At 34.7% G+C, this 13,221-nt stretch carries 13 protein-coding genes and 1 rRNA gene; 7 read left to right on the plus strand and 7 right to left on the minus strand.

Annotated features, from left to right (window positions below; genetic code table 11):
- The 4 genes from rrf to H7K77_RS17085 form a co-directional block, all read left to right on the plus strand.
- Positions 1-92 (plus strand): 5S ribosomal RNA (gene rrf, locus H7K77_RS17070); the annotation flags it as partial.
- A gap of 168 nt (positions 93-260) precedes the next feature.
- The gene (locus H7K77_RS17075; protein WP_186579580.1) at positions 261-1,082 is read left to right on the plus strand and encodes an RNA polymerase sigma factor; all 822 of its coding nucleotides are present in this window, start codon (positions 261-263) and stop codon (positions 1,080-1,082) included.
- Between the two features lie 15 nt (positions 1,083-1,097).
- The gene (clpP, locus tag H7K77_RS17080) at positions 1,098-1,682 is read left to right on the plus strand and encodes an ATP-dependent Clp endopeptidase proteolytic subunit ClpP (protein ID WP_186579582.1); all 585 of its coding nucleotides are present in this window, start codon (positions 1,098-1,100) and stop codon (positions 1,680-1,682) included.
- A gap of 368 nt (positions 1,683-2,050) precedes the next feature.
- Complete coding sequence (locus H7K77_RS17085) at positions 2,051-2,350, plus strand: rhodanese-like domain-containing protein (RefSeq protein ID WP_186579584.1); 300 nt, start codon at positions 2,051-2,053, stop codon at positions 2,348-2,350.
- Between the two features lie 71 nt (positions 2,351-2,421).
- Here H7K77_RS17085 and H7K77_RS17090 read toward each other — a convergent pair whose 3' ends face one another.
- Positions 2,422-3,051, minus strand: a complete 630-nt coding sequence (locus H7K77_RS17090) for a TetR/AcrR family transcriptional regulator (protein WP_222599427.1) — start codon at positions 3,049-3,051, stop codon at positions 2,422-2,424.
- 155 nt (positions 3,052-3,206) lie between these two features.
- On the opposite strand from H7K77_RS17090, the gene H7K77_RS17095 reads away from it, so the two are divergent.
- Entirely contained in the window at positions 3,207-5,432 is a 2,226-nt protein-coding gene (locus H7K77_RS17095) for an MMPL family transporter (RefSeq protein WP_407926444.1), read from the plus strand.
- A gap of 754 nt (positions 5,433-6,186) precedes the next feature.
- Positions 6,187-7,854, plus strand: coding sequence for a ribonuclease J (locus tag H7K77_RS17100; RefSeq protein ID WP_268911931.1), 1,668 nt, complete (start codon positions 6,187-6,189; stop codon positions 7,852-7,854).
- Between the two features lie 47 nt (positions 7,855-7,901).
- On the opposite strand, the gene H7K77_RS17105 is transcribed toward H7K77_RS17100, so the two are convergent.
- The 6 genes from H7K77_RS17105 to H7K77_RS17130 form a co-directional block, all read right to left on the minus strand.
- Positions 7,902-8,807 (minus strand): metallophosphoesterase, encoded by a 906-nt coding sequence (locus H7K77_RS17105; protein WP_235988976.1) that lies wholly within the window; start codon positions 8,805-8,807, stop codon positions 7,902-7,904.
- 60 nt (positions 8,808-8,867) lie between these two features.
- Complete coding sequence (locus H7K77_RS17110) at positions 8,868-9,584, minus strand: phosphatase PAP2 family protein (protein ID WP_235988977.1); 717 nt, start codon at positions 9,582-9,584, stop codon at positions 8,868-8,870.
- A 242-nt stretch (positions 9,585-9,826) separates the two neighbouring features.
- Positions 9,827-10,213, minus strand: a complete 387-nt coding sequence (locus H7K77_RS17115) for a globin domain-containing protein (RefSeq protein WP_222599428.1) — start codon at positions 10,211-10,213, stop codon at positions 9,827-9,829.
- Positions 10,214-10,254: 41 nt separating this feature from the next.
- Positions 10,255-10,545, minus strand: a complete 291-nt coding sequence (locus H7K77_RS17120) for a hypothetical protein (RefSeq protein ID WP_186579591.1) — start codon at positions 10,543-10,545, stop codon at positions 10,255-10,257.
- A gap of 255 nt (positions 10,546-10,800) precedes the next feature.
- Entirely contained in the window at positions 10,801-11,256 is a 456-nt protein-coding gene (locus H7K77_RS17125; protein WP_186579593.1) for a CoxG family protein, read from the minus strand.
- 208 nt (positions 11,257-11,464) lie between these two features.
- A complete protein-coding gene (locus H7K77_RS17130; RefSeq protein WP_186579595.1) occupies positions 11,465-11,914 on the minus strand; it encodes a S1 domain-containing RNA-binding protein in 450 nt (149 codons plus the stop codon).
- A 725-nt stretch (positions 11,915-12,639) separates the two neighbouring features.
- Here H7K77_RS17130 and H7K77_RS17135 point away from each other — a divergent pair.
- A complete protein-coding gene (locus H7K77_RS17135; RefSeq protein ID WP_186579602.1) occupies positions 12,640-12,819 on the plus strand; it encodes an H-type small acid-soluble spore protein in 180 nt (59 codons plus the stop codon).
- The last annotated feature ends 402 nt before the right edge of the window (positions 12,820-13,221 follow it).

Below are 13,221 nucleotides of genomic sequence, written 5' to 3' on the forward strand. Positions count from 1 at the left end.
ACACCTGTTCCCATGCCGAACACAGTAGTTAAGCTCTTCAGCGCCCATGGTAGTTGGGGCTTTGCCCCTGCGAGAGTAGGACGCCGCTAGGCAACTTAAATACCCAAGAAGTATTATTACTTCTTGGGTATTTGTGTTTTCTTAAATAATTATTTCCATTATAATTAGTGAAAAGTTATAAAAAGGTTTTACCTGAACGTATCTTTTGGTTTGATTTTTACGTTTATATAGATGAAAGGTTAATACAGAGGAGGATAAACATGCGGCCGCTTGTTAAGCAAACCCCTACTGATTTAGAAGAACAGTTCAATAGTCTAATTAACCCACACATCATTGCCCTAAAAAAATATTGTCTATCTTTAGGTAAAACAAAGTGGGATGGAGAAGACCTTATGCAAGAGACATTATCGAAGGCATATGTAAGTTGGTTAAGCAAATCAAATGAAATCACAAAAACTTATTTATTTCGAATTGCTTCTAACACGTGGATTGACATCCACCGAAAAAGGAAATTGATAGAGGACGTAAAAGCTGACCTTTCTTATGTGGCTGACAATGGGAAGACAGACTTCTCAGAAAGAACGTCATTAGCAATGGAAATGTTACTACACGAATTGACTCCAAAACAAAGGATAGTAACAATACTATTAGATGGATTCGGTTTATCATCAAAAGAGTGTGCAGAGTTGATCAAGGAAAGTGAAGGCTCAGTTAAAGCATCCTTACACAGGGCAAGGAAAAAATTAAAATCTATAGACAGTGTAATAACAGATGATTACAAAACCGAAGATCATATGATAGTAATGTATCTAAATGCATTACAAAATGGAAGCCCAAAATTTCTCGTGAAGTTATATAAACAAGAGGTTATTTCAGTAAATATGTTAAATAAAAAACAAAAATCAAATAGAAAGGTAAATTCTAATTCTACTATGGTTGGATTCAATGATTTCTATTTAGTAGTAGTACTTCAACATGCTAATGGGAATGTATTATTTGTTCCATTTTTGTTATTAGAATTATTCACTCTATATGAGCTTTTTGTTAATAAGTATGAAGATAAGCAATTAATGGCTGCATAAAAAGGAGGAAAAGAAATGTTAAATATTATTCCTTATGTAGTGGAACATACAAATCGAGGGGAACGCTCCTATGATATTTATTCTCGATTATTAAAAGATAGAATTATTATGCTTGGATCAGAAATTGACGATTCAGTTGCAAATTCAATTGTTTCGCAATTATTATTTCTAGCTGCAGAGGATTCAGAAAAAGATATAAATCTGTATATTAATTCCCCTGGTGGGTCTATAACAGCTGGTATGGCTATTTACGATACAATGCAATTTATAAAACCGAATGTATCAACAATTTGTATTGGAATGGCAGCTTCAATGGGAGCATTTTTGTTATTAGCTGGTGAAAAAGGAAAAAGATTTGCATTACCAAATGCGGAGGTTATGCTCCATCAACCCTTAGGAGGAGCAAGAGGCCAAGCAACTGACATTAAAATACATGCAGATCATATTATTAGTACTAGAAAGAGAATAAACAAAATAATATCCGATCAGACAGGCCAACCCATAGATAAAGTGAATAAGGATACAGATAGAGATTATTTTCTTTCAGCTATTGAGGCGAGAGAGTATGGTCTTATTGATAAGGTGATGGAGAGGAATTGATATAGATGATCTTTTATTTTCACTTTTCCAAGACATCGAAAACAGTTCTCTTGTTTGCTAGACTAGGAAAATACAGAACGGGGATATTAATATCACAAACGGAACAATATTTAAATATGAAAAGAAATGGGATGTGTTTAAAAAACGCATCCCATTTCTATTAAAACGATAGGTCACTGATAAAGGCCTATTAGAATTAAATGGTTAAGCATATAAAGCTAAATTTCTATCTATTTTAGTAAGTAAATATAAAAAGTCAATAAGTTGACAATATTAGTGAGGAAAGATAAGTTAGAAGAGTGTTTTTTGACATATAGGGGTATAAGATAAGTCTGTATTTTGACTGAATTATTAATGGAGGAGATTATATGAAAGAAATACTGGCAAAAGATCTAGAAGAGAAGTTAGAATCTGGTGAATCTTTAAACATAATAGATGTTCGTGAAGATGAAGAAGTAGCTCAGGGTATTATCCCAGGTGCAAAACATATTCCTCTAGGTCATGTACCAGAACGCTTAGATGAAATCGATAAGTCTAAACATTATTATATGGTTTGTCGTTCGGGCGGTCGAAGTGGAAGAGCATGTGAATTTCTTGTAGAAAAAGGCTATGATGTTACTAACATGCTAGGTGGAATGTTAGATTGGGAAGGAAAAGTAGAAAAGTGAGCAAGAAATAGTCAAAAAAACCATGGCCATCGGTTGATAGGATGCCATGGTTTTTTAAATTCAAAGTATTCCTAATCATGATTAGGAAATATTCCATTCCAGAAAAAGGTGTTAATATTTTCTGCGGTTTCCTGTACAGTTGGAAACAAAGGTTCATTATTCGCATTTCTATAATTACCGACTCTTAACAAAGCTATATAACTATGTGAAGCAAAAGTTGGATTAACGTGCGGAATTTCTCCTACTTCCATGGCATTACTAAAGGCCTTTTCGATAGTATCATACATTTTTCTTTCTGCTTGTTGAACTTGTTTAATCTGCTCTTCGGATAAAGAACTTTTTGTTTCCCTCATAAATCCATCAAGGTCAAGATCCACAGTTGCTTTAAGGTGTGCAACAGTAACGTTTAAAAGTCTGGTTCTTAAGGGCTGTTTCTCTGATAACATATCAAGCATTTGCTCTCTAATTCTAAACATTAACTGAACCATTGTTTCTGTAAATAGTAACGCTTTACTTTCATAATAGTAATATACCGTTGCTTTAGTAACACCACATTTTTTTGCAACCTCATCGATTGAAACGTCCTGATAGCCGTGTGATAAAAAAAGTTCAGTTGCAGCTTGGAGAATTATTTGATTAGTTGGTTGTTTTAAATCACTAGTACGTGGTCTGCCTAGTGAACGGTTTTTTTTGGAATTCAAACTTTGTCTCTCCTTGTTCTTTCATTCATCTGTAAGTATATCATAGATGAAATCTATACAAAAAAAATAAAATATTGATAATTAACTAACCAGTATATATAATTAAATTCATGAGTGGAATTAATTCCAATTTAAAAGTTGAAGGGGAAATGAAAATGAATCATTTTTTACATAAGTTCGGGAGAGGAGTTGCTAGTAACAAAAGTAGGTGGGTTACAATAACGATTTGGATTCTCCTTGTTTTGTTACTATCTATGATATGGCCACAGGTAAATGATGAGGAGGTTGGTGGAAACAACTTATTACCAGATGATTCGATGTCTGTTGAGGCTTCGAAAATGTCGAAAGCGTACTTTCCTAATGATTCGGGGAACAATTTATTGATAGTTTGGTACCGTGAAGGAGGACTTAACGAAACGGACTTTCAAACTGTTCAGTCTTTATATAAAGAATTAGAAAAAACGCCTTTAAATCAACAAGAACAAATTCCAGAATTCGCTAGTATTCCAGTAGAGGTATTCATGCAAGCTGCTTCTGAAGATGGCACAACTTTAACTACACCTTTAGTCTTTAATAAAGAAGCATCAACAGATGAGCTAGAACCAGAAATAGAAAAATTAAAAGAAAAAATCATTGAAATGAATGGGACTAATCCATTTGTGAGGGATATTAAGGAAGACGGTTTTCATGTTCGTTTTACTGGACCAGTTGGCATTCAACTAGATACTACTGAGTTATTTAGTCAGGCTGATGTTACATTATTAATTGCAACCGTATTACTTGTGTTAATTTTACTAGTTGTTCTATACCGCTCTCCTATATTAGCAATTGTCCCGCTAATAGGTGTCGGTGTTGCCTATGGATTAATTAGTCCGGTGCTTGGTTTTATGGCTCGGCAGGAGTGGATCGTTGTAGATGCACAGACGATCTCTATTATGACTGTATTATTATTTGGAGCAGGAACTGATTATTGCTTGTTTCTGATTTCGAGATACAGAGAAGAACTGAAGTTAGAGGCCAATAAATATAAAGCACTTCAACTAGCTATAGCAGGTTCAGGTGGTGCCATTATGATGAGTGCCCTAACCACAGTCTTGGGATTATTGACTTTATCTTTTGCGAGGTACGGATCATATGATCGATTTGCTGTTCCATTTAGCTTAGCAATTCTAATTATGGGTATTGCAGTATTAACATTATTACCTGCGATCCTTGCAATACTTGGTAGAACAGCCTTCTTTCCTTTTGTACCAAGAACGGAACAAATGACTAAAGAGTTAATGAAAAAGAAAGGTAAGCAAGTTCGAACCCCTAAAGAAAGGAGTAAATTTAGTAGAGTGGCAGGTAAATTAGTTACCGAAAGCCCATGGAAAATCATTATAATTTGTTTTGTATTTCTTGGTGGATTAGCGCTTTTTGTACCTAAAATAGATTATACCTATGGTGTATTTGATTCTTTTCCAGAAGATATGCCTTCAAGAGAAGGGTTTACTATTCTATCTGACCATTATCCTGGAGGGGAGTTGGCACCTACAAATGTCATTTTAGATACAGAAGGGCTGGACATTGACTTAGAAGAAAAATTAGTAGAATTAGATGGGATAGCATCTGTTAGTGAACCTATAAAGAGTGAGAGCCAGTCTAATCTTTGGCAATTCACATTATCTCTTTCAGTCGACCCGTATTCTAATCAGGCAGTAAAGAAAATAGAGGATATAAAGGAGCTTTCTGTAGAGGTCCTAAAGGATGCAGGTATTAAAAACGCAAGTGAAAAGGTTTGGATCGGCGGGGAGACTGCTACTCTATATGACACAGAAAAGACAACAAGTCGTGATCAAAGCATTATCATTCCTGCTGTACTGCTTATCATTGCAGCTTTGTTACTGGTGTACTTACGATCTGTTGTTGCGATGATCTACCTTCTAGTAACAGTTGTATTATCTTATTTCTCAGCCTTAGGGCTTGGTTGGCTCGTAATACATTATGGAATAGGTTCCTCAGCCATGCAAGGATTAATCCCATTGTATTCCTTTGTCTTTTTAGTAGCGTTGGGTGGAGATTATAACATCTTTATGATTTCAAGCATTTGGAAGAAGCGAGGTCATATGCCATTGAAAAAGGCAATCTCAGAGGGAGTAGGGGAAACTAGTAGTGTCATTAGTTCTGCAGGTTTAATACTAGCAGGTACATTTTCAGTGTTGGCCGTATTACCTCTCCAAGTTCTTGTGCAATTTGGGACAGTAACAGCAATAGGTGTACTATTAGATACTTTTATTGTAAGACCTTTACTTGTACCAGCTATAACAACAGTACTAGGAAAATATGCTTTTTGGCCAGGCAAGCTATGGAAGCAAGATAATAAAGAAAAGCAACGAAGCTAATAATAAAGGAACTGATTAAAGACTGACTCATGGAATATTTATTGAATTCTGGGGTCAGTCTTTTTATGAATATTTTTCGGGCTTTATGAAGAAAGAATTATAATCTGTTTATTTGAGATAAAATCTGCAGTAACCTATAAGAATCTTTGGGTCTGTGCTTGAACTCGTTCCGGCAGAATACTCTGCTTTTCGTTGGCACGGCCTCAAGCCTTCCCGTGACGCAAAGAACACTCTTCCGGGATCTTCGGACTCGTGCTGTTCCCACAGGACAAGGAAGGCTACGGAAGCGATACATCGCACGAAGAAAATCGAACTTTATTTTCGAGGAGTCTCCGTATTCTGCCTACACTTAAACAGACTTCCAATGAATGAAATAAAAAGATCTTCGAATATTTTAGTAACAACTAATTAAGTTAGGTTTATACACTATTTAATTTTGTTGATTGTAGCGGAGGGCAGTTGACTCCTGTGGGAAAAGCAACAGCTGAAGACCCCACGTGATGCACCTGTGTCTACTAGTAACGCTTCGCAGCATGCTTCCTCGGTGCAAGGGCGCAAAGAAGCTAATTCAAGTAGTTCCCTGGCGGAGGCGTTGCCCACGGAAAGCAACTGCCCGGAGCGGAAATCAACGTCTCAACTTACTGCAGATTCTATAGCAAATATGTATAAACTATTAATAGTTATAATAAGGGCTTCATAAAAGATATGGAATGGGGGCATACTAGTTTTACTATTTATTGTAGGGGGATTTAAATTGAGCCAAAATAATGTATCTGTTTTTGCACTTGGTGGTTTACATGAGGTTGGTAAGAACATGTATGCTATCGAAACTGTAAACAGTATTGTCGTTATTGACTGTGGAAATAAGTTTCCTGATGAGAGTTTATTAGGAATAGATCTAATAATTCCTGATATTACGTATTTAGAAGAGAATAAAGAAAAGGTAAAAGCACTTATTGTTACACATGGTCATGAGGACCATATCGGTGGAATTCCTTATTTCCTAAAAAAATTAAATGTTCCAGTATATGCTACTCGATTTACGTTAGGGTTAATTGAATTGAAATTAAGAGAGCATAAGATTATCCGTGAAACGGAATTGAATGAAATAAATTCAGAATCGCACGTTAAATTACCTGATATGAGTATCGAATTTTTTAAAGTGAATCATAGTATCCCAGATTGTTTAGGTATCGTTTTCCATACAAAAGAAGGGAATATCGTACATACTGGCGATTTTAAGTTTGATCTAACACCAGCAAATGATGAACGTTCTGATATCCACCGAATGGCTGATATTGGAAAACAGGGTGTACTTTTACTTTTATCTGAAAGTACAAATGCAGAACGACCGGGTTTAACACCATCTGAACAAATGGTGGGAGAACACATGGTTGAAGCGTTTAGGAAAGCGAAAAGAAAAGTTGTTGTTTCCACATTTGCGTCTAATATTAACCGTGTTCAACAAGTGATAGAGGCAGCAATAAAAACAGATAGAAAACTTGCGTTATTGGGAAGAAGTATGATTAATGTCGTGGACGTTGCGATGGAAAGAGGGTACCTAGATGTACCTGAAGGAATGCTTATAGAAGCAGACCAAATTAATCAATTGGATCCAGAAAAAGTGGCCGTTCTATGTACGGGAAGTCAAGGCGAACCGATGGCTGCACTTTCACGTCTATCTTCTGGTAACTTTCGTGGAGTTGAAATAATTGCAGAAGATACAGTTATTATGGCTGCTGGACCGATTCCTGGAAATGAACGAAATGTAACTAAGATTGTAGACAACCTTTTTGCGTTAGGGGCTAAGGTGATTTACGGATCTGGAAGCGCAACTGGAATGCATGTATCTGGACATGGTTATCAGGAAGATTTAAAACTAATGTTAACCTTAATGAAACCAAAGTTTTTTGTGCCAATTCATGGAGAATATCGGATGTTACATTTGCATAGAATGTTAGCAGAATCTGTAGGTATAGAGGAAGGGCATTCATTTATTTTGAACAATGGTGATGTCGTTGATATTAATGCTGCAATAGCCCGTCATACTAGAAAGGTACAAACAGGTAACACGTATATCGATGGAATAGGTGTAGGAGATGTAGGAGATATCGTATTACGAGATAGAAAGCAATTGTCAGAAGACGGGATGTTAGTGACTGTGTTAACTATGAGTAAGTCGGATAAAAAATTAATTTCTAATCCTGATACAATAACAAGAGGTTTCGTCTATGTTAGAGATAATGAAGAATTACTTAAGCATGTGAATCGTATTATCTCTAGGGCAGTGAGCGATATTGGTGGTAAAAATAGAGGGCAGTGGAACGCTATAAAACAGGAAATTAAAAAATCAGTAGGGCAATATGTGTTTAAACATACTAAACGTAAACCTATGGTGCTACCAATTATCATTGAAGTATAATTCAGAAAAACGCACCCCAACTCTGGGGTGTGTTTTTTTAAAATAAACTAAGTCTTTTTCCTTAAATTAAATATTGTTATCTCCGGCGGACAGTTTATTCTGATAGGAAAATTACTAAAACCAATTCCCGGATTAACATAGAGATTATTTCCAGATTTTCCTAAGTCATCAATCCAACCAGTAAAATGAACTTTCTCTTCGTTTAAAAACGTATTATAGAACCATTTTGACAACAGAGGAATCCTTACTTGACTTCCATGTGTATGTCCTGCAATGGCTAGTGGGGCAGTATTGGATTTTAGGTTTGTATATGTCTCAGGGTTATGCATCATAACAATACGAGCAGCTGATTTAGAAATCCCTTTGAATACTTTTGTTGGTTCTGCGCTATTTGGCCATGTCGGACCAATTCCAACTAAATAAAGCGGTTTTTTAGTTTTTTCTGTTACCGAAGATAATACTGAAAAGTCATTATTTAAGACATCAATACCCATTTTATTTAGTTCTTTAGATAATTGGAAAGCGTATTTTTCGTTAGGAACTTCGCTTTCTTTGTCCATTGCAAAATCATGATTCCCAAGTACTGTGTAGAGAGGTATTTTGGAATTAACTAGAGGTTTTAGAATTTCTTTTATCTCGCTAATTTCATTTTCTTGATTATCAATCGGGTGATAAACAAAGTCCCCCAATAAAAGAACTGCTTTTGGTTTTATTTGGACTAAGCGTTTGACAACCCGTTCAACTGTATTCGTATTGTCAAGCCACATACCAATTTGAAAATCGCCAACTACAGCCACTCTTTCTCCATCCCACGTGTCGGGTAAATTAGGGATCAAGGCTTTTTCTTCTTCAATATTAATAAAATATGGTTCGGTTAATCCCCACGTGAGTAGTAAAACAAGTAATATACCGGAAAAGATTGATGTATTCTTAATAATTTGTTTTATATTCATCTCCTCCATTTCGACTAAATAACAAGGGGATTCGGTTGAGTATTTATATTTTAAAGATTTTCAAGTTGTATTACTAAAAAGCTTACGTATGATATGGAAAGGTCTAATATGGTAGTTAATTTGCCACTCGATCCATTCTAGGGCTAATATACACAGTAACATCCACGTAGCGCCAGCTAAAAAGCCCGCGATTACATCACTTGGATAATGTGCACCGAGATAAATTCGACTAAATCCAATCAGAAATATAAGTGATCCAGAAACAATAGAAAAACACCATTTAAAGTGGAGACTGCGTCTACTCCTAAAAATTAAATAGATCACAAATCCATAGAAAATAAAAGAGCCCATCGAGTGTCCACTTGGGAAACTGAACCCTATTGCATCGATCTCAGGGTTGATTGAAGGTCTTCCTCGATCGTAAAATTCCTTCAAAATTTTCGTGATCAGTGCACCTCCAGCGTTAGCCGCCACAAAAGCAGCAATGCCCCATTTATCCTTACCTCTGAACCATAATAAGATAATGACTAAAATAGACATGGAAGTTAAGAACCAAACAGAGCCAAGTTCGGTAACGATAATCATTATTTGGTCTAAATTATCTGTTTCAATTGTCTTTAAAAAATTAATGATTGAGGAATCAAATGATTTAATCTCAGTTTCAAGTAACTCTTCACCAATCTCTATAAACAAATAAGTAAACATACTAATAATCCCAAGTCCGATAACAACCAGTAAAGTAGGAAATCCTGTTTTTTTAAGCTGTTGACCGTTCAATTTTTAACACATCCTTTCTTTGTGGAAAGGGTTTATCGATACTTGTTTAAACTTCTGCGATTAATAAGGTTGATAACTATGTTTTGCTAAAATGAAATCGTCTTGTATTTAATGATTTTTCCCAAAATGCAATTTGCTATACTTCGGTTAAATACAAGGAAAGAGGAAAGAAGGGGAGAAATGAAGTTAAAAATACCTCCAACTTAAGGGGAGGAGGCATAAAGGTTAGTTTTTATTCCTATTTAGTCGCCAGTATTAACCATGATAGAGGCTACTTGTTTTAAACGGTCATAGAAAAATTCACCCGCTGGATTATTAATCAATCCTACTTCTTCAAAAGCCTGTCCCATGCAATTTAACCAACATTCAGCTCGTTTAGGTGTGATTTCAAATGGAATGTGGCGTTGTTTCATCATTGGTGGACCAAACTCCTGACTGTAGAGAGAGGGACCACCTAGGAATTGTGTTAGAAACAGTTTTTGCTTACGTTTTATTTCACTCATATCACCCTCGAATAAGGGACTTAAATCAGGATCTGCATATACTTTCGGGTAGAAGGCTTCTACAAGTTGATTTAGTTTAGTTTCACCGATTTCCTCATATAGTGTTTGTAATCGCTTTTCAGACAATATGTTCACCTCGTATAGTTGAAATATTTTTAAGTGAGATATTATATTTCTCTAAAATGGAATGATACTACGTTATTTTCAACACCTAAGGACAGGTCATACTCTTCTAAGAACCATGAATCTCTTTTATTAAAGTAGAAGATTATACGGTTTGCTATATCTCGAATATCGACTTCTCCTTCCTTTCCTTTTGAAACACCTAAATAAAAACTTGGGTGCACGGTTGGAATTCCCCCGTATAGCTTTATATAAAAACGGACATAATCACCTGGATTTAAGTCTAACTCTTTTTGATACCATTTAGCTGCTTCTGTACTTACTGAAAATCCCATTTAAGACCTCCTCAAATAGTGCTCATGATGAGCTTAGTAGTCTATCAATTGGTATTGTAAATATTAATATATATCTATTATAGGATAAGTAAAGTAATTATCATGTAAGATAAATCACACCTATTAAGGTGTAAAGAGCAATTTCACTAATTTTTGATCACAATTTGCGCAAGTGTATTATTTTGAAAAACAAATAACCTAATTTCTTTTAGAAATTAGGTTTCAATAGTAATAGGTTCAAATGGAATGCTGTATTTATTTTGTTACTGGTTCTAATCTTGTTAGCTTGTTTGCAATTGCATCTGTAAATTCAACAGTTGTTTTGGGGAGGAAAGATCTCAAGATATTATTAGCCATCGGGCCAAGCATACCTTTAGCGGTAATATCAAGGTTTCCTGTCATTTTTGTTGTGGTTTCGGACAAAACTTCCGCCTCAAAGAAACCTTTTCCAACGAAGTTTTCATTTAATCCTTTAAGGTTAAACATGACTTTGTTGGGCTTTTGCCATTCTGTAATATCGATTTGCAAACTTACTGTTTTCTTCACAACACCTACATCACCTTTAAATTTCCATGTAGACTGATTTTCACTAAGTATCGTATGTTCGACATAACCAGGTACTAATGGTGCCCACTTATTCATATCACTTACAAAATCCCAAATCGTATCTACAGAAGCATTGACCTCAACCTGGTGACTTCCACTTGGCATTTAGATAATCCCCCTTTAAGAATTAAACCCATCTATCAAATTCTATACGAAATCAGCTTGTATTATTACATTAAGATTACAAAACTCAATAAAGATCAGATTATGCTAAATTATGACAAAAATCGGGTGGTGACAGGCACCTTGAAAAGAATCCAAATAAAAAAAGGCAGTCCCACATCTTATAGGGAATACCTTTTTTTACTCGTAATTAACCTCGTCTTCCGCCTCTACCACCGCGTTTAGACTCAGTATTTCTGTTTAAACTAGCTAAATTCTCTTCACTTGATTTTAAGAACTTCGCCATTTTATCTTCAAAGCTTTCTTTAGCTTTAAAATTGCTTTTACCTCGGAAGTCTTTTGAGTTTCTATCGTTTTTTCCTTGATGTGAGGGGCGGCGCGAATAAGAAGAACCTTGACCTTGTGGTTTATCAACAGCTTTCTTGATGGATAGGGCAATCTTTCCTTCTTTTTCATTTAGTACTTTTACTTCAATTTCATCGCCTACAGAAAGGTGGTCGTTGACGTCTTTAACATAGCTATCTGCAACTTCACTAATATGAACTAGACCTGTTGCACCACCTGGTAATTCTACAAATGCTCCAAAATTAGTGATTCCTGTAACTTTACCTTGTACCTTACTACCTACTTCGATTGACAAAAAATTTCCTCCTTAGTGATGTTGAAAAGCAACTGATTATAACAAATAAAAGTTATGATTGCAAACGGTAACCGTTTCATCTATTATAACATGTTTATGCCATTTTCGTTTATTTTAATGTGAATGTTTTTCGATTTTTATTAACTTTTTATTGACTATTTCTGTAATTAAGTGTTTTTTTGCATAGGTGTCTATTTATTGAATGGAGAAATTTAAGTAAGAATTAGTGACTCATGCTGTTAATAATAATTTGCCTTCTATAGTATATTAAGATTTCCAGTAAATAGTGAAATATTACAGTACAATATGACATCTTTACTAAAGAGGGTATAGTCAAATTGTTTAATACTCTTAAATTGAAGGTTTTAAATGATAAAGAATTGATGTTTTGTTTTATATTTCTATATATATAGATAGTATGAATCTACCTTCGTAAGAATACTTATTCCATAAATGCTTTTAGATTCACCATAGATATATAGATACATGAGTAAGAAAAATATTATAGTAGGGTTAGTTTAGAGTTTTTGAACCTATATTTATATTTGGTTGCATTTCCTTTCCTTATTATAATTATTTTAGTTTAACTAAATTTTTGGAGAATATGTTTGAGTATCACAAATAAGTCTGAATTATATTCTTGTATAAAAGTGTAAAAATTACATATCTTATGAGTGTTAATTTGTTATGCGTTAGGTGTAGTTAAAACAAGGAGGTTTTAGGTGATGGATCCAAAGCGTGCACAAGAAATTACTTCTTCTATTAATATGGTTGATGTGAGATACAATGGAAGTAAAGTTTACATTGAACATGTGGATCAGGATGTTGGGAAAGCAACTATACATCCGATAAATGATCCAGAAAAAAAACAGAGTGTATCTGTTAATGATTTAACAGAAGGTTAATTGGTGTAAATCTCATCTAACTAGGTGAGATTTTTTAATAGGTTTCTTAAAACAATCTTACGCTTACATTTTATAGGAAATACTACTATGATAGACATTTATAAACTCGCACTTTTCTGGCGGTGATTTGACTATGGAACAATTTGGAGTAATTCTATCTATTGTTCCTAATTGGTATCCATGATATACTATAAATCCCTCATCACCAGGGAAACGTTATTTAAAAGAATCTGATAAATTTGTTGACTTACAGATTGATAATGTGTTATATTAATTTGGTCGCTTTAAAAAACGCGGCATTGATATTAAAAAAGTTATTGACTTCATCAAAATAACTTGATATAATATAAAGGTTGTCGCTTCTAGTCGAACGATAACGATTGATCTTTGAAAACTGAACAA

This window comes from Aquibacillus kalidii (assembly GCF_014280935.1).
GTDB lineage: Bacteria > Bacillota > Bacilli > Bacillales > Amphibacillaceae > Aquibacillus_D > Aquibacillus_D kalidii.

Coding starts and splice junctions, on each gene's coding strand:
- H7K77_RS17075 (WP_186579580.1), top strand. CDS start 261: ATGCGGCCGCTTGTTAAGCAAACCCCTACTGATTTAGAAGAACAGTTC.
- clpP (WP_186579582.1), top strand. CDS start 1,098: ATGTTAAATATTATTCCTTATGTAGTGGAACATACAAATCGAGGGGAA.
- H7K77_RS17085 (WP_186579584.1), top strand. CDS start 2,051: ATGAAAGAAATACTGGCAAAAGATCTAGAAGAGAAGTTAGAATCTGGT.
- H7K77_RS17095 (WP_407926444.1), top strand. CDS start 3,207: ATGAATCATTTTTTACATAAGTTCGGGAGAGGAGTTGCTAGTAACAAA.
- H7K77_RS17105 (WP_235988976.1), bottom strand. CDS start 8,807: ATGAATATAAAACAAATTATTAAGAATACATCAATCTTTTCCGGTATA.
- H7K77_RS17120 (WP_186579591.1), bottom strand. CDS start 10,545: ATGGGATTTTCAGTAAGTACAGAAGCAGCTAAATGGTATCAAAAAGAG.
- H7K77_RS17125 (WP_186579593.1), bottom strand. CDS start 11,256: ATGCCAAGTGGAAGTCACCAGGTTGAGGTCAATGCTTCTGTAGATACG.
- H7K77_RS17135 (WP_186579602.1), top strand. CDS start 12,640: ATGGATCCAAAGCGTGCACAAGAAATTACTTCTTCTATTAATATGGTT.